General features: G+C 38.5%; 22 protein-coding genes. 11 read left to right on the top strand and 11 right to left on the bottom strand.

Translation table 11 applies throughout. The features are described 5' to 3' along the window. Positions 1-232: 232 nt before the first annotated feature. Positions 233-595 carry a YisL family protein gene (locus D1839_RS06795; RefSeq protein ID WP_120378806.1) on the bottom strand — a complete coding sequence of 121 codons (363 nt, stop codon included), beginning with the start codon at positions 593-595 and terminating at the stop codon, positions 233-235. Positions 596-964: 369 nt separating this feature from the next. On the opposite strand from D1839_RS06795, the gene D1839_RS06790 reads away from it, so the two are divergent. Further along, positions 965-2,161: an ornithine--oxo-acid transaminase gene (locus tag D1839_RS06790; RefSeq protein ID WP_120378805.1), complete on the top strand. Its 1,197-nt coding sequence runs from the start codon at positions 965-967 to the stop codon at positions 2,159-2,161. Between the two features lie 475 nt (positions 2,162-2,636). Here D1839_RS06790 and D1839_RS06785 read toward each other — a convergent pair whose 3' ends face one another. Beyond that, the gene (locus D1839_RS06785; RefSeq protein WP_120378804.1) at positions 2,637-3,821 is read right to left on the bottom strand and encodes a DUF418 domain-containing protein; all 1,185 of its coding nucleotides are present in this window, start codon (positions 3,819-3,821) and stop codon (positions 2,637-2,639) included. Between the two features lie 566 nt (positions 3,822-4,387). On the opposite strand from D1839_RS06785, the gene D1839_RS06780 reads away from it, so the two are divergent. The 6 genes from D1839_RS06780 to D1839_RS06755 all read left to right on the top strand — a co-directional run bounded on the left by D1839_RS06780 (position 4,388) and on the right by D1839_RS06755 (position 6,362). Further along, the gene (locus D1839_RS06780) at positions 4,388-4,600 is read left to right on the top strand and encodes a spore germination protein (RefSeq protein WP_120378803.1); all 213 of its coding nucleotides are present in this window, start codon (positions 4,388-4,390) and stop codon (positions 4,598-4,600) included. 22 nt (positions 4,601-4,622) lie between these two features. Beyond that, positions 4,623-4,823, top strand: a complete 201-nt coding sequence (locus tag D1839_RS06775) for a spore germination protein GerPB (RefSeq protein ID WP_120378802.1) — start codon at positions 4,623-4,625, stop codon at positions 4,821-4,823. A 73-nt stretch (positions 4,824-4,896) separates the two neighbouring features. Further along, positions 4,897-5,463 (top strand): spore germination protein GerPC, encoded by a 567-nt coding sequence (gene gerPC, locus D1839_RS06770; protein WP_120378801.1) that lies wholly within the window; start codon positions 4,897-4,899, stop codon positions 5,461-5,463. A gap of 14 nt (positions 5,464-5,477) precedes the next feature. Next, positions 5,478-5,654, top strand: coding sequence for a spore gernimation protein GerPD (locus D1839_RS06765; RefSeq protein WP_120378800.1), 177 nt, complete (start codon positions 5,478-5,480; stop codon positions 5,652-5,654). Between the two features lie 17 nt (positions 5,655-5,671). Further along, a complete protein-coding gene (locus D1839_RS06760; protein WP_158589603.1) occupies positions 5,672-6,052 on the top strand; it encodes a spore germination protein GerPE in 381 nt (126 codons plus the stop codon). 91 nt (positions 6,053-6,143) lie between these two features. Then, entirely contained in the window at positions 6,144-6,362 is a 219-nt protein-coding gene (locus tag D1839_RS06755) for a spore germination protein (RefSeq protein WP_120378798.1), read from the top strand. A gap of 635 nt (positions 6,363-6,997) precedes the next feature. On the opposite strand, the gene addA is transcribed toward D1839_RS06755, so the two are convergent. From addA to D1839_RS06735, 4 genes are all read right to left on the bottom strand, one after another. Continuing rightward, positions 6,998-10,705, bottom strand: coding sequence for a helicase-exonuclease AddAB subunit AddA (gene addA / locus D1839_RS06750; RefSeq protein WP_120378797.1), 3,708 nt, complete (start codon positions 10,703-10,705; stop codon positions 6,998-7,000). Continuing rightward, on the bottom strand, positions 10,699-14,196 hold the full coding sequence (gene addB, locus D1839_RS06745; protein WP_120378796.1) for a helicase-exonuclease AddAB subunit AddB: 3,498 nt from the start codon (positions 14,194-14,196) through the stop codon (positions 10,699-10,701). Before addB ends, addA begins: the two co-directional genes overlap by 7 nt. Before the next feature lie 292 nt (positions 14,197-14,488). Next, positions 14,489-15,040, bottom strand: a complete 552-nt coding sequence (lepB, locus tag D1839_RS06740; protein WP_120378795.1) for a signal peptidase I — start codon at positions 15,038-15,040, stop codon at positions 14,489-14,491. A 55-nt stretch (positions 15,041-15,095) separates the two neighbouring features. After that, positions 15,096-15,752, bottom strand: a complete 657-nt coding sequence (locus D1839_RS06735) for a TVP38/TMEM64 family protein (protein WP_120378794.1) — start codon at positions 15,750-15,752, stop codon at positions 15,096-15,098. A 415-nt stretch (positions 15,753-16,167) separates the two neighbouring features. Here D1839_RS06735 and D1839_RS06730 point away from each other — a divergent pair, with 415 nt between their 5' ends. Further along, positions 16,168-16,563: a hypothetical protein gene (locus D1839_RS06730; RefSeq protein WP_120378793.1), complete on the top strand. Its 396-nt coding sequence runs from the start codon at positions 16,168-16,170 to the stop codon at positions 16,561-16,563. On the opposite strand, the gene D1839_RS06725 is transcribed toward D1839_RS06730, so the two are convergent. The 3 genes from D1839_RS06725 to D1839_RS06715 all read right to left on the bottom strand — a co-directional run bounded on the left by D1839_RS06725 (position 16,499) and on the right by D1839_RS06715 (position 20,512). Beyond that, positions 16,499-17,029: a competence protein ComK gene (locus D1839_RS06725; RefSeq protein WP_120378792.1), complete on the bottom strand. Its 531-nt coding sequence runs from the start codon at positions 17,027-17,029 to the stop codon at positions 16,499-16,501. The two genes, D1839_RS06730 and D1839_RS06725, sit on opposite strands and share 65 nt — an antisense overlap. A gap of 453 nt (positions 17,030-17,482) precedes the next feature. After that, positions 17,483-19,018 carry a fatty acid--CoA ligase family protein gene (locus tag D1839_RS06720; protein ID WP_120378791.1) on the bottom strand — a complete coding sequence of 512 codons (1,536 nt, stop codon included), beginning with the start codon at positions 19,016-19,018 and terminating at the stop codon, positions 17,483-17,485. A 498-nt stretch (positions 19,019-19,516) separates the two neighbouring features. Then, positions 19,517-20,512 (bottom strand): lipoate--protein ligase, encoded by a 996-nt coding sequence (locus D1839_RS06715; RefSeq protein ID WP_120378790.1) that lies wholly within the window; start codon positions 20,510-20,512, stop codon positions 19,517-19,519. Between the two features lie 1,039 nt (positions 20,513-21,551). Here D1839_RS06715 and yhfH point away from each other — a divergent pair. The 3 genes from yhfH (at position 21,552) to pepF (ending at position 23,983) form a co-directional block, all read left to right on the top strand. Beyond that, positions 21,552-21,680, top strand: a complete 129-nt coding sequence (yhfH, locus tag D1839_RS21290) for a protein YhfH (RefSeq protein ID WP_072741007.1) — start codon at positions 21,552-21,554, stop codon at positions 21,678-21,680. Next, positions 21,622-21,744 (top strand): hypothetical protein, encoded by a 123-nt coding sequence (locus D1839_RS20760; RefSeq protein WP_286164742.1) that lies wholly within the window; start codon positions 21,622-21,624, stop codon positions 21,742-21,744. Before yhfH ends, D1839_RS20760 begins: the two co-directional genes overlap by 59 nt. A gap of 421 nt (positions 21,745-22,165) precedes the next feature. Beyond that, entirely contained in the window at positions 22,166-23,983 is a 1,818-nt protein-coding gene (gene pepF / locus D1839_RS06705; RefSeq protein WP_120378789.1) for an oligoendopeptidase F, read from the top strand. Positions 23,984-24,403: 420 nt separating this feature from the next. On the opposite strand, the gene hemY is transcribed toward pepF, so the two are convergent. Further along, on the bottom strand, positions 24,404-25,813 hold the full coding sequence (hemY, locus tag D1839_RS06700) for a protoporphyrinogen oxidase (RefSeq protein ID WP_120378788.1): 1,410 nt from the start codon (positions 25,811-25,813) through the stop codon (positions 24,404-24,406). Next, positions 25,806-26,747 (bottom strand): ferrochelatase, encoded by a 942-nt coding sequence (hemH, locus tag D1839_RS06695; RefSeq protein WP_120378787.1) that lies wholly within the window; start codon positions 26,745-26,747, stop codon positions 25,806-25,808. Before hemH ends, hemY begins: the two co-directional genes overlap by 8 nt.

Raw genomic sequence — 26,747 nt, 5'->3', positions numbered from 1 at the left:
AAGCAACTAAAGTTTTAGGAATCACGGTGAGGTACGAACCAATGATGACTTATCGTAGGGCGATTCGTGAAGTCGCCCAGTTGCTGGGCGCTTAAGCCGGACGTGGCTATTCCATTATTCCCTTATCCTAAAGTAACAAATTTTATACTTTCTTACCTTTGAACAAAAAAGGTTGTCCCCCTTTAATAAGGACAACCTTTCTAGCAATTTTAATAAAACATGTATAAATCAGCTAGACACCCATAGGTAAGCGTACAAATCCTAATACAAGAAGGAGGAGGACAGCAATAATAAATTGAATCCATAATGCTTTTAATGGCTTCTGCTTTGGTAAACGAACGAGTAGCATTTCCATAATTACAATCATCCAAATACCGGCAACCCCTTTAACAATCGCCTCTGGCAATAAATCCCCTCCATTAAAATAAGGAGTAATTAATTCTCCACCAGAATATAAGATAAGCAAATAATCCAAGCGCAAAATCATATGTATGATTTTCCCTGCTTTCGTATTTCCTTTCTTGTACATAACATAAGCGATCACAAACAAAATAAAGCCTAACGCCCATGCAGTTATATGCAAATGTGTATTCATGAAACAATCTACCTCCTATTTCCAATTCAACTATTGCTATCATATCATGATCCTAGTAATATTTCATTTTTAACACTTCAACTATTCTTATTATATATAGCTTTATTTACATCTATTTGGTAGTTTTAAAAAATGAAAAATTGTAAACTTTGCGCAACCTTGTTGTAAACTTCGCCATTTTTCTGTGAACTTCGCGAATTGGTTGTGGACTCCGGCGTTTTTCTATTACCATATAACTTTTCTATATAGCAAAATTCCTTGCATTAATTTTCAAATTTATCAGATTAAAACTGCTTTTCTAGATGGCAGTGGCTATAAAAAATTGTTATACTATGTTTGTAGACTATTTTTAAAATTCGGAGGGATCGTATGGGACTAACAAGTCAACAAATTATTGACCAAACACAGGAATACGGTGCGAAAAATTATCACCCGCTCCCTGTCGTTATTTCAAAAGCGGAAGGGGTTTGGGTAGAAGATCCTGAAGGAAACCGCTATATGGACATGCTAAGTGCATACTCTGCAGTAAACCAGGGGCACCGCCACCCCAAAATAATTAATGCCCTTAAAGAGCAGGCTGACCGTTTAACATTAACTTCCAGAGCTTTTCATAACGATCAGCTTGGTCCTTGGTTTGAAAAAATTTGTAAGCTTACCAATAAAGAAATGGCTCTCCCAATGAATACGGGTGCAGAAGCGGTGGAAACAGCTATTAAAGCTGCAAGACGCTGGGCTTATGATGTCAAAGGAGTAGCCGAAAATAAAGCGCAAATTATCGCTTGCGAAGGTAATTTTCATGGTCGAACCATGACCGCTGTCTCGTTATCCTCTGAGGCTGAATATAAGCGTGGTTTCGGTCCAATGCTGCCCGGTATCAAAATTATTCCTTACGGAGATACAGATGCACTAAAAGCTGCGATTAATGAAAATACTGCTGGGTTTCTATTTGAACCAATTCAAGGAGAAGCGGGTATTGTGATCCCACCGGATGGCTTTTTACAAGAAGCTTATCAAATTTGTAAGGAGAACAATGTGCTTTATATTGCTGATGAAATCCAGTCCGGTCTTGCCCGTACAGGAAAGATGTTTGCTTGTAACTGGGAAAATGTAACACCTGATATGCAAATTCTCGGAAAAGCTCTAGGTGGCGGCGTATTTCCGATCTCCTGTGTAGTAGCCAACAAAGATATTCTTGGGGTTTTCAATCCAGGCTCCCATGGGTCCACTTTCGGAGGCAACCCGTTAGCATGTGCAGTGTCCATCGCTGCATTAGAAGTGCTAGAAGAGGAAAAATTAGCAGAACGATCATTAGAGCTAGGTACGTATATGATGAATGAGTTAAAGACAATTACGAATCCAAAGATTAAAGAAGTACGGGGAAAAGGATTGTTTATCGGCGTTGAGCTTACCGAACCAGCTCGTCCGTATTGTGAAGCTTTAAAGGAAAAAGGTCTCCTATGTAAAGAGACACACGAAAATGTCATTCGTTTTGCGCCTCCATTAATTATTGAAAAAGAGGATCTAGCTTGGGCAATTTCACATATTAAAGAAGTTTTAACGCCATAACAAAGACCGTGACGCCCGTTCAGCAACGTAGCGAATGAAACGAATCAAAGAAAGTGAACCTTCCATCAGCGGGGTTTTCTTCATACATCGCTGACGGTTAGTACTACCAGGGTATGACCTAAAGGCTCTGGAACGAATCGGGGATTTAGGTGCAGTTCCCTCCCACTTCGACTTATCCAGCTTGCATCTTCCATTCTTAGACCGTGGAAGTCTACAACGTCTTATATCCGGGATAAAGGAATGGATGCAACTAAAACTGGGGTATGCCAACGTCTGGGCGGCAAACCCGTTTTTAGTCGGCCTTCCTCTTAGAGACAGAACGATGAGGCCTTATCGGAGGGCGCATTTCTAAAGTCGCGTCGTTGCTGGACTCATGCGCCGGCCGTGACTATTTGTTATTTCGTCAACCACAAGCACCTCAGATTACAGTTTCCTAATACAAAAGCAGCTTGGCAATGTATCCAAGCTGCTTTTATCATGCGGTTTCTTTCCGCATACGTTGCTTTTGTTTATAAGTAAGGCTTCTCCATAACCACTCTAACGGTCCATAGCGGAATTTTCGCAGCCACCAGCTACTATACACCATTTGTAAACCATAAATAATAATTGCTATTCCTACTCCTTGTAATGGAGCAATATACCCATACCATCCGAGTCCGATGCCGTAAAACAAGAAAACACATATAATAGACTGCATAATATAGTTCGTAAATGCCATTCTTCCTACAAATATAAATGGACGTATCATTTTTGTGCCGGTTTTTGTTTGCGCTAGTAGTGTAATCGAACAAATATAAAATAGTGCTGAAAATAATCCGCCAATCCCGTCCTGTGCAAGTTCAAACCATAATGGATTCCCAAATACATATGGACCTAATTTGAATAAAAGAAACAAAATAAGTGAAACCCACCATAATTGTTTTAAAACTGGTTGATGCTCTGCTGGTTTATGAAGCCAGCGCTTTCTTCCCACATACATACCTATTAAAAATAACGGTAATAGCATAAACGGGAGGATAAAGAGACCCAAGCCATTTCCGAACATCCAATCTTGAGCATTTTGTGACCAAATAGCAAGGATAGATTTACTTTGATAGTTTGCAATGATTGACTGAACGGGCACTAATAGCTCCTGTTCATACATATCGGTTAATCCACTTAACAAATATGAGATAAATGTGAAAAACCCAACGAACCCGCCTAACAAACCGATGGCCCAGTATATTAATGTACGATCTTTCACTTTCAAGTACAGCAATGCAAGCAAACCAACTAATGCATAGGTGATTAAAATATCTCCATACCATATTCCAAATGCATGAATGACACCAAATAATAATAAAAACAGCAATCTACGAGTGAGAAGCGGAACAACCTCAATATTTCTCAGCTGCAGGCGATCATTCATTAATTGTAAGCCAAACCCGAATAAAAAGGAAAATAAACTATAAAAACTTGCTTGGAAAACGATATCAATCACAGCAAGTGTTGTTTCATCTACAGCTGTATTCCAAACTGTGTTCTCCCCCCCATAGAGAAAATACGGAGAACTGAACGATAGAATATTAACAATCAGTATACCAAAAATGGCAAATCCCCTTGCCGCATCTATCCAATGAAGCCTATCTTTCTCTTGCATTGGCGAAGCTTGTTGACTCATAAACACATTCCTTTCCTTAGAGAAACTAGCATGATGGAACAGAGATAAAAGGCATGTCCATTTTGCTGATGTATTAAATATAAGTGAAGCAACAGCCTTTCACAAGCTTTTTATGTGTATATTACCACATAAAAATAATCCTTCCTGTTCAATCCTTCAACAAAATCCATCTTTCACATAAACATAACATAAGAGAAACTGCAATCAAAGAGTATTTTCTACTCGAAAATGGATCAAATGATTCTTCATCAGTGAGGGTTATATACATCCTCTACATTTGTTAGTTCCGTAATGGTATGACGGAATCGGGTATTTAGGTCCTGTTATCCTCCCACTTAGACTCGTTACAGTACAGATTTATTCACCCCCTGAAGCTGGAGGCATACAGCACCTTATATACGGGGATAAAAAAATTTTCCAGCCCTATATGAGAATGCATTTGTGTTTAAACATCATGTCCAGTTAAACGGTTAGTCACAAGGTGCTGTTTTTGTCCATTTAGCTTCTTTGTATCATATATATAAGCATCCATTGTATCACAGTTGCGATTTAAAGGAGGTTTTAATATGCCAGCAAAAGTGGGGGCAGTCAAAGTCGTTAATATTTCATCTTCCAGTATTTTTAATATTGGAGATGTTTATTCTATGTCTCCAAACAGTATTGCTAAAACATATGCTGGCGGAGGATCATTTAATACCGGCGACGGGATTCGTGTTAATTTGGGTAATGCTAAAACGTATATAAACGATTCGGATCAGGTAGATATGTCAAATACTTAAATTGTGTACGGGAGGGGTTAAGATGGCTATAACGATTCACCAGACTATAAGTATTTATATGATAAGAGTGGGTGCAATTACAAATTCATCCGTTTTACAAATTGGTAGTACAGGAAGTGTACAATCCCAATCTGATATATACAACACTGGTGGATACACTGAGCCTGTTCAAGAAGCTGCATTAATCGGTGAAGCAGCTCCTATTGTCCCTTTAGCTCCTTAAAAGGCACACTTTTTTCCTTGCTAGCATATAGTAAACATAGGCATTCGTCTATATATAGCAAAGGAGGATTTCGATGAACCATTCCAATTGGTCCGCATATATGTACGATATTCATGAATGTATGAGACAGCAGGAGACATTAATCCAACAGTTAATATCACGAGTGGATGAACTGGAGAGAAAATTGCAAAACACAAAGTCAAATCGAATTGAAAAGGTGGAATATCATTTTGACCAATTAAAAATTGAGCAGTTGGACGGTACACTTCATATCGGATTGTCTCCACAGGATCTCGCTAACTTAGATGAGGACTGCTCTGCTAGTCAAGTTAAACCTCCTAACTATCAACCGCCTTTAAAACAAACTATTCAAGCAGAATTAAACGATTATTTGCACCAAAATGGGGCTGCTATGATCCGCCAATTAGCATCAGAATATAACGTAGGTTTAGATGATGGATTCCCTTCTATCATGATTCAAGATATGATCAAGCAGCTCCCAGGGCGAATTGCCTTTTATGAAAAAGAAGCCCATGACCAAAACCTACGAACTAAGGAAGATCTCCATGCGTATATATCAGATAAAATTAAAAATGAAATCGATCAGTCTTTACGAAAGTACATGGATACACAACGATAGAAAGGATAGTTCATATGTATATGGAAGTTCATAATTGGGGACTTAATATTGGTAATGTAAGAGCTGATAATATCTCTTCTTCATCTATACTGCTCATCGGGGATAATGAAGAATTACTCCTTTCGTCCTATTTTGATACACCGCCCGAAGCGTTTACCTTAGGAAATATAGTTCCATTAGCACTTACGTAAAAAAAGGGGATGAAATGATGGATAAGCGAACCGCTGTCGTCGACAATCTGTTTACGAACTCTGTTTCAAATAGTAGTGTGCTGTCTATTGGAGATACAAATTATGCTACTTTAAAGTTTAAGGGTATTGCTGTCCAAAAACAAGTTCCTACTTTTTCTCAAGAAGATGAAGAAACGTTCGATTATCCACTATTCAAACGTGATACTAATTGGCCAGCCCCTACTATGGGGGTGCGCAAAATAACAACGTATCATAACCGAAACATATGTGTAGCAAACGTCGCAACCATTGGCGTAAGTGCTTCTTCATTATTACAAATCGGCAGTTTAACTAAAGGCTATGCGGAAGCTCGGGTGAAACATTTCCGTAAATTGAAAGGAGCTTATGAAACTTCGTAAATGGGCAATCTTTATGAACAGCATAGTTCGCACTAATATTTTTAAAAATCATACGTTATAGTAACAGAAACTTAGTAAAAGGTGGTTTCCTATGCCCTCAATTGTTGGTCCAATTAAAATTGTTAGTGTGAGTGGCGGAGTCGTAAATTTTGGGGATTCCTTTTATATCGCTCCAAAAGAGTCCACAAAAACAAATGCTGGTTCTGGATCATTGAACACAGGTGATTTCATATGCACCAATAATGGTGTTAGTTCAACCAATCCATTTGATCCTGATATAAACGACCAAAATTTAACTGCAAATGCTTAAAAGTAAGGCCGTGGACAAATAATGCCACGGCCTAGAGTTTTTGCAAACATAAGTGTCTTTTTATTTCAATCCTTATCAAGTTGGATCTTTTCATAGAATGGTTTAGCATAAAAGTTTAACTGAAAATGTATGCCTTTGCCATATTACCATTTCTCTAATCGCACCAACTAACTGAGAAATATACAATAAATGTATAAAAACCATCATCTTCCTGCAGGAGCGAAATTCGCCTTGCTTGCCATTAAAGAGAAGGGCACTTCATCTATCACGCTGTAACCAAACGGCGTTTGCGTTTCGTCCCCTGCTCGTAAAGATCACAGTTAGTGCCATGAGAATTCTTTATACATAAACTGATATCGCTCTCCTCTCCTTTTTCGATGCGAATAATAATTCGACCAGACAAAGCATTATCAAACTAAGAAGAAATAGGAAGCAAAGACATCGAACACGTATAGACTCCTTCACAACTAACAGAAAACCGATTCGGAAATCACGCCATCATTTTTAATAAAAAAAATATCAGTTCACGTACCATGAGACATCTCTCTATACATGGATGCCTATCTCACACGAAACAAGCTGTTAGTATATTTCACGAACGGAGGCATTTCTTGACACATACAGGTCGGAGTCACCTATGGAACCCGTACAAGCTCCTGTTTTGTAAAAAAATACAAATACGTTTCTAATACTGGTTGTTTCCAAATAGTTTGCACAGCGCGCCGATAAAGTTCCATTTGTGTTTGATATCTTTCTAGCAACTTTTTCTCCTGCACCTTTGTCCACGCTCCATGTATCATATCCGTTTTATAATCAAGGATAATCCACCCATCTCCTTTTGGGAATATGGCATCAATTACCCCTTGAATTAATACTTGTTCTTCCTCACCTTCCCAGTTAGGATAAACTTCTGATGCTGGGAGCGTTAAACTAAATGGAACTTCTCGCTGCACACACGGTGCCGTTATCATAGTCTGAGCAATCGGAGTTTGATAGAAATGCTCGATTGCCGATATATCCATTTGTTCTACTGTCTCTCTAGCGATGATTTCTGTTTCTACCATTTTTTCCAATTCTTCTTCAATTTCCACAGCGGTTAAAACACGGTCTAAAGGTAGATGCTGCATCGCCTTATGCATGATGGTACCTTTTTCAGCCGCCGCCAGCTTTTTTTCCTTTTGCATAAAAGCAGGACGTCTCACAATCGGTCTTTGAAAAGGAGTGATCAGCTGATCACTACTATATTCATCTTTTAACTCCTGCTGTCGCTTTAATTCCGTTACCGTTTGTTTCGCTCTTGATTGAACCGCTTTTATATAAGGATAGTTAAAATTCAATCGTTGTTGCACTGTTTCTTCTAGCTGTTCGTTTGCACGCGTAAATGGTCTCCAGTCAGAAATATGCTGATAGAGCTGTTCATCTTCCTGATCTTCCAGCACATCCTGTTCAACTAGCTCGCTAGCGTGAAGTATGTGTATATCCCAGCCCGAAGGATCCTGTTGAATCTCTTGGTCCACTTGTTCACCAATCTCTCCTAATCGTAATACGTCATTTGCATGGTGACGAAGCAAAGCAGGAGCTACCCAATCTAGATATGTCTTGGCTTCTATTCGACTAAAAGTTGGCAACACCCAGTCAGGGTGGTTTTGAATAGACTCCCATTTTTCTTGTTTCTTCTCAAAAGATGCCACGTTTCCAACCATGACGAGTTTTTCCTTAGCTCGTGTTAAAGCGACATATAATACACGCATTTCTTCCGCCAGTTGATCTCGCAACATTTCCTGTTTTAATGCATGATAATAAAGTGTAGGGTAGGAAATCCGTTTAACCGGGTCAATATACTTACTGGCAAAACCATAATCTTTATGCAATAAATATTTTTTGTTTAAATCGCTTAAATTAAATTGCTTATCCATTCCGCCAAGCAAAACGATAGGAAATTCCAAGCCCTTACTTTTATGAATCGTCATGATTCTGACAACATCTTCCTGTTCACTCAATGCTCTTGCGGCTCCTAAATCTTCCCCTCGCTCTTCCATTCGTTCAATAAAACGAAGAAAGCGAAATAAACCACGAAATGAAGTCGTTTCATATGTTCGGGCACGATCATATAGCGCACGAAGATTAGCTTGTCGCTGTCTTCCTCCTGGCATACCACCAACGTAATCGTAATAAGCCGTTTCCCGATATATTTTCCAAATTAATTCGGAAAGAGCACCTTGTCTGGAAGCCGTGCGATAGCGTTGCAGTTGGTTTAAAAATAGGGCAATTTTATCGGATAACGCATCGGTATTCTCTTTTGCATAAGTAATTAATGCATCATAATAAGCTTGTTTTTTCCTTGCTAGACGAATGGTTGTCAATTCTTCTTCACTTAAACCAACAATCGGTGATCGTAACACAGCTGCTAGGGGGATATCCTGTCTTGGATTGTCCACTACCTTCAAAAAGCTAATCATCACTTTAACTTCTATAGCAGCAAAATAACCAGCTGACAGTTCTGCATATACGGGAATTCCTTGTTTTTTCAGCTCATCCATAATCACAGGTGCATCGGTCATCGAACGCAGCAGTATGACAATATCGCGATATTGCACATCACGTTGTTGTTGTGTTTTTTTATCTACTACTTGTAATGGTGTCCCATTTTCTTGACCGATCCATTGTTTTATGTTTCTAGCATAAGTACGTGCTTCTAGTTCAGCTTTTTCTAAATCAACGAAACGCTCATGCGCTGTTTCTGTTTTTTCATCCGTTTCTCGGTCAATAATGATTAATTCTGGGTTCGGAGCTGCAAGTGGAAACGCATCATACATTTTATTTCCATAGATAAGTTCTGCATTTTCATCATAGTTTATTTCTCCAAGTGACTCATCAATGATTTGTCTAAACAGATAATTAGTTCCCGTTAAAACCTGCGATCTACTTCTAAAGTTACGTGACAAATCTATTCGCTTAGCAAGATGTTCAGATTGTGCGAAGCGATTGTACTTTTTAATAAACAAGGAAGGCTCGGCATGTCGAAAACGATAAATACTTTGCTTTACATCTCCCACCATAAACCTATTCCCTGCACCGATTTGATCACTAATTAAGGATAGTATCGTTTCTTGGACAAGGTTTGTATCTTGGTACTCATCAATCAATATTTCGGTAAATTGATGTTGGAAGTTCGTTGCTACTTTTGACGGTATCGGTGCATGGACCGTTCCGTCTTCCATCAACACTTGTAGGCAAAGATGCTCTAAATCTGAAAAGTCAACAAGGGCACGTTCTTTTTTCTCTTCCTGAAATCGAGACTTAAATGCTTTTACAAGGGAAGCTAATTGTTTCATAACAGGAGCCATTTCACGCATATCGTCTAAATGGCTGGCTAAATCCCTAGTAAACCAACCCTGCTTCATATTTGTCCAACGCTTTTTATAGTTATCTCGCAATTTTTTTACCCTTTTTTTCTTTTCCTCATTGACTTCTGCTTTTTTACCAGAAAGTTTTGCAAACGTACTTGCTTCCATCCAAGCATGTAATTGCTGCCAGTCATTAAGATACCGTCTTGCTTCTTGAACGAGAGCGAGATCCTGCTCCATGGTTTCCGCATAATGAAATGGACCATCACTTTCTCTCGTTATGTCCATAGCTTGCTGTATTTCCTGCTCCATTGCACGTAACTGTTCCTTTACTTCACGCTTTAAAATAGATAACCAGCTTAATTCCGATTCTTCCATATTTTCCGGTATATCATATACTTCTGCTAAGCTATCCAACCACTGATCTGGCCAGGGATTTTTCACTGCAAAATCATATAATTGTAGAATTAACGTCTCTACGTCAGCATCACTTCGATCATTTGAAAACCGATCAACAACTTGGAAAAACTCTTCCTGTTCTGCCCCCGTTGCACCATACCATCCTTCGAATAAGTCATCTAAAACTTCTTGTTTAATCAATTCTGCTTCCATATCATTAGCAATTCGAAATGATGGGTCCACATCGAGTAAATAAGCATACTGCTTGACGACATCTAAACAAAATGCGTGCAGTGTCGAGATGGATGCCCGTTGTAATAACGATAACTGCTTTTTTAAATGTAACGAAGCAGGATTTTCCTCCAATGCTTTTTCTAAAGCAGCACCAACTCGATTACGCATTTCCTGTGCGGCTGCATTTGTAAAAGTCACTACAAGTAAAGAATCAATATCTACAGGATTCTCTTTATCTAATAATTTTTGAATAATCCGCTCTACTAAAACTGCTGTTTTACCTGAACCCGCTGCAGCTGCGACAAGAATATCAGATCCTTTTGTATAAATTGCTTCTTCCTGTTCTTTTGTCCAGCTCACCATGTAGGTTCCTCCTTCTTCCGAATCTGTTTCAGTATCTCATCCTGTTTCATATCTGTTAGTTTTCGGTAGTTATTCGTTGGTATCGTCGGATCAAATTGACATACCGACTGAAATGGACAATGCGTACAAGCAACTTGCTGTTTATAATAATAAGGATTTAAATGTATTCCTCCATGTGTCATATCCATTCCAGCTTGTACCATCAAGTGATGAACATGCTGCTGCAAGCTCTTAAACGTCTGCTCATCTGCTATCCTCGAATAACTGTAAAATCCGCCATTTTTCTTGATGGCAGCTGGAATGATTTGGCTCGTACCAGATTCTAATGCTACATCCATCAGCTTAGCGATATCTTCATCTGCTAACAAAAGACCTTGCATCTTGTACTTTTTAAATAATTCTTTTTCAATCGTTGCATCATCGAGCTTGTCCTTTTCCACTATCATCGGATTGTGTACATGGAAGTACAGCACTCCCGCTGGTGTTGCTTTCACTCCTAGCCATTGTTCCGAATAAGTAATGACTACATCCAGATAAGCTAACATTTGTAAAGCCAATCCATAGTATACTTCAAGCAGATTTAATTCTTTGGCACTGGATTTATAATCAATAATTCGTAAAAATAAATCATCCTCTTTTACTGCTTTATCAACACGGTCGATCCGGCCACGAAGCATTAATTCAAAGCCATTTCTTAACGGAATGGTTAATGGCGGTAAGTCCTGGTTGTTTCCAAATCCTAATTCTAGACCTACTGGAGAAAAGTGACTTTTTCTCGCTTGTTCACTTAACACATAAGTCGCCCTTGCAATCACTTCTTCTAATTTCTGTTGAATATACTGATACCGATTCGAGCTGTGCAAGATTTGATGCTGTAATATAGGAGACAACTTCGTTACCGCCTGATGTGCGTACGCACTTGCATCCGCTTGCGTAAGTTGAGAAAATTCTTTTTTCCCTTTTTGAACCCATTCTGTAATGGTTTTTAAAGCTTCGTGAAACAACTGACCAATATCAGGTGCATCCAGTTTGTATGTGCGTCTTTCTTCCAAACCAAGACTGTACTTGGCAAAATGCTGATAGGAACAGCGATAATAAGTCTCTAATCTGGAAACACTTGCTTTTATTTGCTTTGGATAAAGCTTTTCTACCGTCTCTTTTGATAGGTTACTAGGTTTATTTTGATAATATAAGCTTTGCAAAATACGGTGTGTAGTTGCATACTTTTCTTCATGTTTGATATACCAATTAAGTACATGCCACCAGATTTGCTTTATCGGATAGCCCCTACGATACCTTGATAGCTGCGCTGTTAAGGCAGCTCTTGTTTTGTGAGGTGTTGTCACAAAACGATCCGCTTCCAGTAATTCATCTGGCTCTTGCAGCAATAGATGTTCACAACCATTCGGGAACAAACTTTCCATCCGTTTGATAAGCTGGGACGGCATTTTCGTGTTTCCTTCCTCATCACTTAACGGGTAGCTAATCCATAGCTGGTCGCTTGCTACTGTAAAAGACATATACATATAAAACCAGTCATCTAATAACTGGCGTTTACTGGTCTCGGCAAGCTGCACACCATGACCAGCTAGTAAATCCCGTTCCTGTTCATTTATCAATCCGTCCGCTGGCGGTTTCATTGGCCACATGCCTTCATTTACACCAAGTAAGAAAGCACATCGAATATCGCTTATTCTTGAACGGTCAATAGAACCTACGATAACATGATCTATACTTGGGGGAACATGAGCAAACTTCAATGTGTTCAGTCCTGCTTCCAATGTTTTACGAAATACGGTTAATGACATGGCTTCTTCTCCTGCTATTTCCACTATCTCATCCAATAATTGAATGACCGCATCCCACACTTGTTCCTGTTCTCGTCCCTTTTCAATCTCAAATTGCTCATCATATTCTGCTCGCATTTGCTCCAATCTTGTAGGGACCTGCAGCTCTTCCAATAGCTGATACAAACAAGTACATCGATCTGTTACCGTATGTGCTTCTCTCATTTCTTTATCAAACCATTCGAAAGCTTCTGCTACTTGGTTCCGATAACGATTAATTCGAGTTTGCATTTCCTTCTCTATATCTGTTTGTGCCGTTTGCTCAAACCCACGGAAACGCTGAAAAACCCACTCTTTTTCAGAAAACCAGCTCGTCCGTGAACGAACTCCGTACTCCAAAACATAATTTTCTAATTCATCTATGGCATCTGCAGTTAAAGGACATTGCTTATCTGTACTAGGTATAAAGCCTGTTTTTAACAACCGAAAGACAGCGTCATAACGCCAATTCCCTTCCACAACATCCAAACTAGAGCGGATAAATTCCATTAGAGGGTGATTTAACATCGTCCGTTTTTCGTCAATAAATACAGGTATATCATAATCGTGAAAAATCGTTGCGATCAAATCATGATACATGTCTGGCTGCCTTATGAATATGGCGATATCTTGATAACGATAGCCTTTGTCTCTTACTAAATGAATAATTTGCTGTGCTGCTCCCTCCACCTCTGCCCGCGGATGGACTGCCTCAGCAATTTGCAAAGGCACTTGCCCATGGTAAATTGGTGCCGGGCGTTCATCAAAGTATGTTTCCAAATGTGCAAAATAGGCACGATCCCGAAAGCGTCCATATTTCGGATCTAGTTCAATGGTCGCTTCTATTGTTACATCGATAGAAGCAGCCATTTGCTTCAAACGATGGTATGTTTCCTTCGTTTGGTAAAACAAATCCACTTCTGATGCTGGCTCTTCTTCTGGCTTATCCACAGTTAATGCAATCGTTACTTGCTTACACTTTTTTAATAACGCTTCTACTACCATTAATTCGGTAGGTGTGAAACGATAAAAACCGTCCACATAGATTTCTGCACCTTCAAGGAACGAAGAATGAGCAATCTTTTCTGCAAGCAACTGTAATTGATCTTCACCGTCCATATATTTTCCTTGTAATGAAAATAGCAACTTTTCGTAAATATACAGCAAGTCTTCCAATTTATGAATCAGACCCTCTTCCCCGGCCTCCTTATGCACGTAGCTGTTCATATACTCTATTTTGGCATACAATAATTCAGGCGTAATTGCATAGCGTTTAAATTCAGTAATCATCGTTTCCAGCTGGTCAATAAATCCATGTTTTTCCATAGCATGTTGAAAAACACGCCACTCTCCTTGCTTTTCTTCCATGATCTTCCTCAGCAACATTTGCATCCCTACAGTACTAATAAATTGCTTATTCCCCCCACCTGTTGCTTGTAAAACTCGCCAAGCCAAACGAGAAAAGCTGACTACCTGTGCACGTATACTACCGAGGATGGCTTTATCCTTAAACAGCTTATACTCCTGCTGAAATGTCATTTGATCTGGAACGATATAAAAAATGGCTGAACCTTGTGGGCGATTTAATAATTTCTCCTTTATTTCATCAAATATTCGGCCGCTTTTCCCTGTACCAGCACGACCTGTTATAAAACGAAGCCCCATTACTCACTTCCCCTTTCATAAATATGTCTGAGCGTGAATGAAACTATCCGTTACTATGCTCTTCTGCTATCAAAGCTTACGTGGCGCAATAGAATTTTATATTCCAACATTTTCCGTTCCAAACCCTGTGGCCAACTTGCTTAAAACATAGTAAAACAGAAAACGGACAGAGTACCCTTTCTTTTTCTTTAAGACTGGGAATCATCCGCCCGTACTAATATATAATCGTTGTTATGATAGCACTAGTATATCATGTATCTCCTGAAAAAACGTGTAGTTTGTTTTTGAATATTTAGCCGCCAAGACTTAGACTAGCTTGTGAAAGAGGCCAATATTTTACATCTACTTTACCTACTAATTGCGCTTGGGAAATAAAACCAAATGAACGGCTGTCTAAACTCTCGCCACGATTATCTCCCATAACAAATAGCATTCCGTCGGGTACTTTAGTCTCGCCAGTTACCTCTTTAAGCGTAAAGTTTCCTGTTTGCGGTTTGTTACTTAGCGTAGCTTGAGCATAATCTTGCAAAAAATCTTCTTCCACATAGTCTCCATTTATATATAATTTATCATTTTGATATTGAATGGTATCTCCAGGGATCCCAATAACCCTTTTGACGTAATCCTCTTTTTCATTGGCTCGAAAAACGATAACATCAAATCGATCGACTTCAGTTAAATCATACACAAACTTGTTTACCATCAACAAATTGCCATCATCCAAAGTGGGTTCCATTGATTCACCTTCTACGACATAACTAGCAAATAAAGCCGATCGACTGACAAATATAATCATGGCCCCAAGCAAGAAAAATGTGACCACTTTCCGATATTTTTTTTTCATTCTTATCTTCCTCCAGAGTAATTTCTACTAATAGCTTACCCTAGAAAACAATATTTTAATCTTGCTTAGAGTCTGATTCTTCACGCAACTGCGCTTTTTTCTGCAATCGTTTTTCAATATACTTTCCTACCAGCCAAAATAGGACGATACACCCTCCAACGACAATGGTTTTTACTGGATTTTTTGCAAACTCCATAATGCTTGATCCTACATAGGCAATAGAGAAAATCATGACGGATTTCCCCATGATCACGGCTAATATGAATTGTTGCGTACTGATTTTAGACAACCCAGAAACAACGTTTATAACGGATGATGGAGAAAATGGAAAACACATTAATAAAAATAATGGTCCAAATCCATGCCTTTCCAGCCATGCGGTTACTTTCCTTACCTGTTTATTCTTACGGATTACTATAAAAATCTTGCGATCACCCAGTTTGCGGATAATTAAAAAAACGAGTATCGCTCCAAGCGCGGATCCTGCCCAAGATAAAATAAACCCTTCCAACAGCCCGTAAGCAGCTGCATTAGCAAATACAAACACAACTAAAGGCAGAAACGGTAAAAATGCTTCAATAAACGGTAATAAAATACCTGGAAGCGGTCCTAAGCTCTCATAGTTTTGCAGCAATTCCATTATGTATTCATCAAAATTTTCACTATTAAAAATCATTTCCCAATCGGATAGTTGGATGTCTAATAAAAACATGTAGTAAATCTCCTCGATATATGAATGTCATTTTTCCGGAATATAAAGTTTTAACACGTTTAAAGAAAGCGTATAGAAGTTACCAGCAAAGTGACTCTTTTCAAACCTTTTTATCGTCATTCTTCCTATAGTACATAGTTAGATGTTATAAAGCTTTGATCCCCCCGGAGTACGAGATCAAGCAGAAATTTCGGTTCGCTTTTTCGGTATATTTACCCTTTTGTTCGTGATTTAAATCTTCTCTATTACATGTAAACTATTTCTATTTTAATTGAAAAGAACAAATATGCATAGTCCCTATCATTCATATTGCCACTTTCTTTTCTTTTTAAGTCATTTTGAATTGAATTTTTTTATGACTATCACATATACTATTATTATAGGAACAAACGTTCTTGTAAAAGGAGGGGCCTTTTTGCGCTACTTAAATGAAGATGAATTGGCGTTAGCATCACGTTTTCTGTTTCTTTCCATGACTATTGTTGTCATCCAACAAGATATTTACTTTCTACAAGCAGGGGGATTTAAAGCATTTAAAATAAAAGAGGCATACTTAGAAGTCTTAAAAAAAATGGAACATCTGGCACTTCAAGAACGAAAAAGCTTGCGAAAAACCATGCAACAAAAACAGATACAAGTTGTAAAGCTAGATAAGAACGATTCATTTTCATCTTATTTGTTTTTGTGTCAAGGTCGTGAGGAGAAACGAAATTATTTTAATCCAGCCATCCGAAAGAAGGTGAAACTTATTTTTGAGGAGTTGATGGAAAAATCAATTCTGGCTGATCAATGTGCTTCTTTAAAAACTTGAGGCGGTTATTTAATAAATAACGGAATTGAGCTGTTCGCTGAATTTGATTTAACATGGATCCGTATGAAATTTCTAACACAATGCTTTTGCCATTATGAAAGATAATTTCCGTATCATATTCGCCCTTTTTTTGAACTTGGTCGATATGGGAATGAGCAATCCACGTACATTGCGAACTAGATGGAGAAATAGTAGGGAAAAAATACATGCCGCTCAGCGGATCGACGGTAATCGGTGCTTTATGCGTGATTCCGCAAATATCACGTGTTCCATCTTGCCTTCCTTTAAGACTACTTCCGAAATATTTACATGCATGGTCAATCATCTTACTTGGCGTACAGCGGACTGCATATTCTCCCTGCTCTTCAAGCACCATCGTCATTGGTTTATTATTAGAATCGCGTTGGGCGATCAATGCAGCAGTAAAGGGGGTGATTTCTGGGGGTTCTGTATAAAAGTTAAACATATTTTCATCCTTTCCTAGTAGAAAAGAAAGTGGCTTAAATATTAAATTACCAAACTTCTGCGAAAAAAGAAACAAAAAAGTGAATTTTCCATTTAATTTATTCATTTTATCCAAAACAAACAAAGGTTAACTTTTGCCAGTTATCAAACGAAGCTATGCTTCCATACGAGTAAAGCTGACGTTTGTTAATGGATTAAGCTATAAATGAAAAACAGCATCTTATCAATCTCTCTTGGGCACTATATAAAGCATCTCCAACGCAGAGACTTCGTTCCTCCTCGAGATAGTACCGTGATGTATCATCCTAAAGGTATTCTACGAACCAGCATTTAAGTGCTAGTATCTCCCACTTTAGACTTAGCGCAATATGGATTATCCAACTCCTAAAGTGGGAGTCATACAGCGAAACTAGAATAAAAGCTGATATCCGCACAAACACCAAAGTTCCACTTATTATTGAAGCACTTGTTCACGTAGATTTTTTCTTAGAATTTTCCCTGTTGTATTCTTTGGTAATTCATCTAAAAATATTATATTTTCTGGAATTTTATATTTAGTTAAGTGGATTTGACAAAATGCTGTTAAATCCTCTTTCGTTAAAAGAGGACTATCTGTCACCACAAAACATTGTACTGCCTCCCCAGTTTCTGGATTAGGAGAACCTAGCACAGCTACTTCTACTACATTAGGATGACGATAAAGAACTTCTTCCACTTCACGAGGGTAAACATTATAACCGCCTACTAGTATCATATCTTTTTTGCGGTCCACAATATAAAAGTACCCTTCTTCATCCATCCGCGCCATATCCCCTGTATATAACCAACCATCTTTTAAAACTGCCTTTGTTTCCTCTGGAAGTTTGTAGTAGCCTAACATGACATTTGGCCCGCGGACAATTAATTCGCCTACTTCACCAGTAGCCACTTCTTCTCCCCACTCATCCACCACCTTATTTTCAACACCTTGGATACTCCGACCAATAGATCCAGGTTTACGTGGTTTGTCTAATGGATTAAAGCACGTGACTGGAGAGGCTTCGGATAACCCATATCCTTCAGAAATCTTCACATCAAAGGCTTGCTCAAATCCTTTTAATAAAGCTACAGGCATCGAAGCACCTCCAGAGATGCAGAAGCGAATCGTTGAAAAAGGATTTTCTTGATTACTGCTTTTTGCTTGTAATAAGTAATTATACATAGTTGGTACACCAGCAAAAATGGTTGCTTCATACGTTTTACTCAATGCAAATACAGCAGTGGGTGAGAATTTCGGTAGAATGAGAATCGTTCCTCCATTCATTAATGGAGCATTAACCGAAACTGTTAAGCAAAACACATGAAACATAGGTAAAGCTGCAATTACTTTATCTTCATCATTTATACTTAGATAATCAGCCACATCCTTTGCGTTAGAATATATATTATGGTGGGAAAGCACTGCTCCCTTTGGTGCACCTGTTGTACCTGATGTGTACAAAACAATAGCCGGGTCATGTTTATGTAATTCTGGGCCGGAAAAATGTGGTTTTCCTAACTGAAAAACTTCTGAGAAAGCGTGTATTTTTTGCTGCGAAATCGATACTGTTTGTTCTTCTGCCCCGGAATCACAAACAATATAATGCGAAATATCTAACTCTCGATCCATAGCCTGAAATTTTTCTAGCATTCTGTCTAACGTTATGACAGCTTGTACATCGCCATTATATAATATGTAGTTCATTTCAGTTGGTGTATATAATGGATTGATTGGAATAACTACTAAGCCTAGGCGTAAAGCTCCATATAGGCCAATGATATAATACGGACTATTCCCAACAACCAAAGCAATATGGTCACCTTTTTTATAGCCGAGCGAAGCCAAACCTGAGGCAAATAATGTTACCACTTGATTGAGTTCTTGATAACTTGTTATGTTATGCTCAAAAATATAGGCTGGCTTATCCGCATATTCCTGTGCCGTTATAGACAATTGTTCGCTAATATTCATATTATTCCCCCTTGCCCGTTAAAATGAATGAATAATCATTCATTTTAATAGAATTGATTTTTTCCATACCCCCGTCAAAACTATACGAATCGTTAAACAATTCAATTATATATGAGGTGCGGTTTCAAATCAAGTGGAAACGTTGTCAAAAAGAGATTCATTGTCAGCCCGTAGAAAAATGAAAGGGCATGAGTCCAAATATAGTTTGGAGCTCATACCCACGTTTAGCAACATAGCGACTGGAGCGAATCAACTAAAGTTTTAGGAATCATGCTCCTGCAACAGGAGTATGCCGACGCCTGAGCGGCAAGCCCGTTTTTAGTCGGCCCTCCTCTTAACCTCGAACCGATGATGACTTATCGTAGGGCGCTTCGTGAAGTTGCCTAGTTGCTGGGCGCTTAAGCCGGACGTGGCTATTCCGTTAAGTCTGTATCCCCAAAGCAACAATTTTTATACTTTATCATTAAAAAAGGATTCCCTTTCCTACCGTTTTTTACATTAATAAATTAAATGTATAAAGTCTTCCTTCGTTATCTTTCCTAAATAACGAGGGACATCTACATCTGCCAATGCTTCTTCTATCGCTTCTTGTTGATGGCGAACACCAATTAATTTATTTTCCAAGACACTAATTTCTCCAATTCCGAAAAAATCACCGTAAATTTTACAGTTTTCAATCATTCCTTTTTTCACATCCAATCGAACATCAACAAGACCTGCATCAAATTTATGGGAGGCTTGAATATTAAACGATGGTGACTTCCCATAATTCCATTCCCAGTTATTATAGCGTTCACCAGAAATTTGCTTCACATTTTCCCAATCTTCTTCTGTTAATTCATAACGAGGAACTTCGGAGATATTCTCTACATCAAACACATGACGTAAAATAACTTGTTTAAATTCATCCATCGAAATTTTTTGTTCCAGAAATTCTGATATATTTGCTACACGGCTCCGGATAGACTTAATTCCTTTTGACGCTATTTTTTCCTTATTGACTTTAAGAGCTGATACAACATTTTCAATTTCTGAATCAAGCATAAGCGTTCCGTGACTGAACATCTTACCTTTGGTTGCATACATAGCATTCCCCGAAATTTTACGACCTTTCACAACTAAATCATTACGCCCTTTCAATTCTGCTGGTACGCCTAATTTATTTAAGGCTTCTACTACCGGTTGTGTGAATTTAGCAAAATTTTGAAAGCTGTTTCCATCATCTTTGGTAATAAAACTGAAGTTTAAATTTCCTTCATCATGGTAAACAGCACCACCGCCAGATAAACGGCGCACTACTTTAATATCATGCTCGTTCACATAGTGTGTGTTTATTTCTTCAATGGTATTTTGATTTCGCCCAATGATAATGGAAGGTTGGTTTACATAAAACAGCAAAAATGTGTCCGTTTCACCAAAGTTTTCTACAATATATTGTTCTAACGCTAAGTTCATAGACGGATCTAAAATACCTTTATTATCTATAAATTTCATACCTAGTAGGCTCCTTCCAACGTTTGGAATATAAATTTTTTCTAGTACTGATCCAGAAAGCAAGCAAAAGTTCAGAAATTGACGTACGTCATTTCAATGGTGTAGATAGAAATCATGGATATCGCTTATAAGCTGCTGTAAGACACCCACTACAAGAATTGAAAAATTCATACTGCAACTAATCGAAGTGAGATACTAACACCTAAAACTCATAAGGAGCCTTTAGTATACCATTACGGTACTAACCAGCCGTGAGGGAGGAAAGAACCCCCACTGTTCGAAGATTCACTTTATCTCACAGAAACAGACAGACGACCTATTGCTGAAATACTTTTGCCAAGTTTTTTGTATACCCACTTATAGTTTAATAAAAAACCCATAAGGAAGCAAAAGAATTCCCTCTCCGTGACTTAAAACGAAAATATACTAAGAATTTAAAACATGTATAGTCCATCAATATAGAATATTATTAGTAACAAACCGTATACATGGATCCAAGCTACAAAAAATAGAATACATATTAACAAACTTTACGAGCATTATCTTCACCAAAATCAGACATACGTCTTAAAACAGGAATTGTTGTAATACAGCTACCATTAGGTCACTCATCTCATTTCCCCTAGATGATGGCTTTATTTGATGGTATCCATACCACAGATTATCAGTAATTAAATCAAAGGCGCAGGGCGCCAGGTTAGCAACGTAGCGACTGGAACGAAGCAACTAAAGTTTTAAGAATCATGTCACTAAAACCAGGAGTATGCCAACGCCTGATCGGCAAGCCCGTTTTTAGTCGGTCTTCCTCATAGCTACAACCAATGATGACTTATCGTAGGGCAATGGAGTGAAGTAGCCTAGTTGCTGGGAGCTTGCGCTGGACGTGGCTTATTCGGTGATTTCGTTATGACAAGTAATAAATTTTATACTTTCTTTCGTATCTGTTAAAAAATAAACATTTTTGTTGTAACACAGTGTTGACTTTATTCATACTGTTATATTACAATAGATCATAATTACTTAAGAGGAGGAATTCCTAATGATGAACGTTCTTGAGTTTTTCAGAAATCTACCTAAGAAAAAATGTAGTAAATGTGGTCATGATATGATTGAAAAAGCAGATTGCTATGGAAATTTATGTGATGATTGCGACCATCCAGCCAGATAAAGAATCTATCCCTTATGTCATTGACAGTAAGACCATCCCTTCCATCCTGCAAGTTAAAGCTTAGAAGAGTAGGTGGAAGGTCCGATTACAGTAAATGTCTGGTTCAGTTGAAACTTTTCGTTCATACCATCACGATCCTAACAATCGAATATATATAAATCATTTTTTTAGCAAGGGGTTTTCCCCCCTCACTATGCTACATGAAGAAGGATAGAAGACAATTCGTTCCTTTCATGTAAAATGAAGGTCATACGAACTGCTGACGAATAATTAACGTCAGCTTTTTTTATGGGTAAAATCCTTTCTAATATCGCTACAAAATGAGAAGATTCAATACCATCTGGTTAGCGATTACTAAATTTTCTTAAAACATCTATCATTATTCCTGCCATTGTAATATAATGATATAAAAAATAATATTTCGTAATACGTAATTTTCATATCTAGGTAATAGTCACTTTTTATTTAGGAAAGGGGAAGCGTGAATGGTTAAACGACAAATACGTTCTGAGGTACCGAAAAAACTCACATGGGATCTTACAGATTTATTTTCTACACATATGGATTGGGAGAATGAATTACGAGCTATTCAGCAAGATGTGGAGCAATTCGGTTCTTATAAAGGAGAATTGGGAAAAGAAGCTTCCACACTGCATCAATGCATAGAAGCATACGAGACTTTTCAAAAAAGGGTTATCCGTGTAGCAACTTATGCTAGTTTACGAAACAGTACCGATGGAACAGATCCAATTCGTCAGCAAGACAGTGCAAAAGTCGCCCAAGCATTAGCAAAAATCCAGGCAAAGCTTTCTTTTATTCAATCGGAAATTCTGGAAATACCTACCGAAACAATGGGTGAATTTGTCAAACAACACCCTGCATTAGCAACTTACCGCAAAATGCTTGCTGACTTGATAGAAAAGAAGCCTTATACTTTATCTCCGCAAATAGAAGAACTGCTAGCTGCTCTTTCAGAAGTGCATAACGCTCCATATATGATTTATCAGCGAAGCAAATCATCGGATATGGTATTTGCATCGATTTCTGATGAACAAGGCAATGAACTTCCTATGTCTGCTGCATTATACGAAGATCGTTATGAGCTAACAGCAGACCACACTGCTCGTAGAAACGCATATCACTCGTTTGTACAAACTCTTCAGCAATATCAGCATACATACGCTGCTGTTTATGCAACAGAGGTTACCAAGCAAGTCGTCATGGCACAGCAACGTCATTATGACAATGTAACTGATATGCTATTGCATCCGCAACAAGTTACAACAGATATGTACCATAATCAGCTTGATGTTATTCAAACAGAACTCGCACCTCATATGCAACGATTTGCGCGCTTAAAACAAGAGCAGCTAAGTCTGGATGAACTATATGTGTGTGACCTAAAAGCTCCGCTTGACCCAAGCTTCAATCCTGTAACAACATACGAGGAAGCAACAGCTACTATTATTGAAGCTCTTGGTGTAATGGGTGAAGACTATCAACAAGTGATGAAACAAGCTATTGAAAACCGTTGGATCGACTTAGCTGATAATGTCGGAAAAGCAACAGGCGCTTTCTGTTCGAGTCCTTATGGAGTACACCCGTATATTCTGATTACTTGGACAGACACGATGCGCGGAGCATTTGTATTAGCACATGAATTAGGTCATGCAGGGCATTTTTACTTTGCGGGAAAAGCACAGTCTTTATTTAATACGCGTCCTTCGACGTACTTCATTGAAGCGCCTTCTACATTAAATGAGCTTCTGCTTGCGAATCATCTATTAGATAAGACAGATGATGAGCGAATGAAGCGCTGGATTATCACCCAATTATTAGGAACGTATTATCATAATTTTGTTACGCATTTACTTGAAGCTGAATTTCAACGAAGAGTTTATACTTTAGCAGAAAGTGGAACGCCTTTAACTGCAAAAGTTCTCTCCGAGCAAAAGATAGAAGCTTTAGCAAATTTCTGGGGAGATACCGTTACGATTAATGAAGAAGCAGGACTCACTTGGATGCGCCAGCCTCATTACTACATGGGACTCTATCCTTATACGTACTCCGCAGGGTTAACAGTTTCCACTGCTGTAGCACAGACAATTCAAGAAGAAGGCGCTCCTGCAGCCAAACGCTGGATAGAAGTGTTAAAGTCAGGAGGAACGCTTAAACCACTCGACTTGATCCAAAAAGCGGGTGTAGACATGTCCACACCAACTGCGATTAAGCAAGCTGTTGCCTTCGTAGGTTCACTTGTTGACCAGCTAGAAGCAAGCTATCGAGAAGAGAAGCAGAAGTGATAAAGTGAATCTTCCATCAGAGGGGGTTTTCACTCATCTCCTATGAAACGTTAAAGGAACGAATCGGATATAGGTGCTGTTACTTGTTCAGCTTGCATCTTCTATTTTTAGACCGTGGGAGTCTATAACGCCTTTTTACGGGATAAAGGAATCATGAGGCGTATACCGACGTCTGGGCGGGCAAGCCCGTTTTTAGTCGGCCTTCCTCTTAGCCACGAACGGATGGTGACTTATCGTAGGGCGTATTTCTAAAGTCGCTTCGTTGCTGAGCGCATGCGCCGGACGTGTATATTCAGTTATTTCGTTATCCACCAAAGCGACAAAATCTATGCTTTCTTATCTTATAAAAAATGAAGAACCCAAAAGCTAGCTTTGTGCTTCCTTTGGGTTCTTCACTATATAAGTAATGAATTAATTTTATTAACGTAAAACAAAATGCAACGCTTCCTGAGCCGCTCTTTCTCCTTGTTCTATACAGTCCGGAATACCTTGCCCATCGTAGGAACAACCTGTTAAAAAAACACCTGGAATTTTCGTAGCAGCTTGTTTTCTTATTTCAGCAAGTCTTTCTAAATGCCCAACTGTATACTGTGGTCTGCCATTTCGCCAACGTGTAACAACACTAAACGCAGGTTCTCCCTTTAATTTCATTGCTTTGTGTAAATCTTTTAATACAAGGTTTGTCAAAGCATCATCTGACTCTTCCACAATTGCTTCTTCACCAGGTCTACCAACATAACAACGTAACAAAACTTTTTCATCCGGCGTCGTTAATGGCCATTTTTTATGCGTCCACGTACAAGCAGTAATGTGAAAATTACTGTTTTTACCAACAAGAAACCCTGTCCCATCTATATCCTTCTTTATTTTGACCTTATTAAATGCCAACACTATATTCGCTGTAGATGTGGCAGGAACATCTAAAAATGGTTTAAAGAAATCATATTGACTAAACATTTTTGGTACCGTGAAATGCGGTGTAGCCATAATCACAGCGTCTGCTTTGTATACGGCCCCATCACTTAGCAATAAATGGTAGCCATGTTCTTTTTTCTCAATATGGTCTACTGCTGTTTCTAAAGTAATGTTTTCTTCGCCAATCGTTTCCCTTAACCGATCGACTATTGTACCTAATCCGTTTTGAAATGAAAAGAACGCACCTGGTGCAGGCTCCTTCGTCTTTTCCTGATTCGCTTGAGGAATGGTATGCTTTAATCCTTTGATTAAACTACCATAATCTTTTTCCAATTGGAGAAATTGTGGATATGATGCTTTTAAACTCATTTCCTCAATGTTTCCGGAATGAATTCCAGATAATAGCGTTTCAATCTGATTATGAAGCAATTCATTACCAAAGCGACGTCTAAAAAAAGCAGCTAACGATTCGTCCGTCTCTTCGTTCCTTTTTCCTTTCCACAAATCCACTAACGCCCTCATTTTTCCTTTTGAAGAGATTAATGTGGAAGACAACACTGAACGAGCACTCTTTGGAATGCCCATAAATGTGTCTTGCGGCATACGATGAAATTTATTCCCTTTTAAAATATAGGATTTACCTGTAGCATTACGAACGATTTGATCCTCAAGTCCTAACTCGTTTACTAGTTTCATAGCAGGTTTTTTTCGAATTAACATCGAGTCAGCACCTTGTTCGATAGTAAAGCCATCCCGTTGCAATGTCCTGATTTTGCCTCCTAATCGACCGCTTGCTTCAACAAGTTTTACCTTGTAAGGAAGCTGCTTTTCAGCGATCTCTTTTTGTAAATAGTAGGTGGCAGATAAGCCGGTTATTCCGCCACCTATAACGACGAATTGCTTCGGATTACTCATTTGCTTCACGCTTTACTTGCTTTAATACGACATCGCTTAATGTGTTAATAAATTGCGGATGTGTATTTGGCATTGCGGGACGATAATAAGCCGCACCTATTTCATCACAAACCACTTTACATTCATAATCATTGTCATACAATACTTCTAAATGGTCCGCAATAAATCCTACTGGAGCGTAGACAAATGTTTGGTATCCTTTTTGCTCATAAAGGTCTCTTGTGAGATCTTGTACATCTGGTCCTAACCAAGGATCAGGTGTATTGCCTTCACTTTGCCACCCTATTTCATAATTCGAAATCCCAGTTGCCTCTGAAATCAATTTTGCTGTTTCTTCCAATTGCTGCGGATACGGATCACCGTTCTGCAAGATTTTTTCAGGCAAGCTATGTGCGGAAACAATAAGTACAGCTTTTTCTCGCTCTTCTTCTGTCATTTCCCTATAGACATCAGCAATTTGATCAGCCCAATATTTAATAAAGCCAGGCTCATCGTACCAGCTTTCTACAGAAGAAATCATGATGCCATGTTTTTTAGCTTCATCATTAGCTCGTTTATTATAGGATTGTACACTAAAAGTAGAGTAGTGTGGTGCTAAAACAATCGATACTGCTTCTTCCAAGCCATCTTCTGCCATTTGCTGAACTGCATCCTCAATGAACGGTTCAATATGTTTTAACCCAGTGTATGCTTTAAACTCATACTCATTCTGTACAGCATTTAAGGTCGCTTCCAGCTTCTCCACTTGCTGATTCGTAATTTTTGCTAGTGGGGAAATACCGCCAATTGCTTTATAACGGTCTTTTAAATCTTGTAGAGCTTCTTCCTCAGGCTTTCTTCCGTGGCGAATATGTGTATAATAACGCTCAATATCTTCTTCTTTATATGGCGTTCCATAAGCCATAACTAATAATCCCATTCTCTTTCTTTCCAT

The sequence above is a fragment of the Roseburia sp. 1XD42-34 genome (genome assembly GCF_009917385.1).
Classification (GTDB): Bacteria; Bacillota; Bacilli; order Bacillales; family Amphibacillaceae; genus Virgibacillus.
Note: the sequence above shows the minus strand (reverse complement) of the source record. Positions and strands in the feature narration are given on the sequence as shown.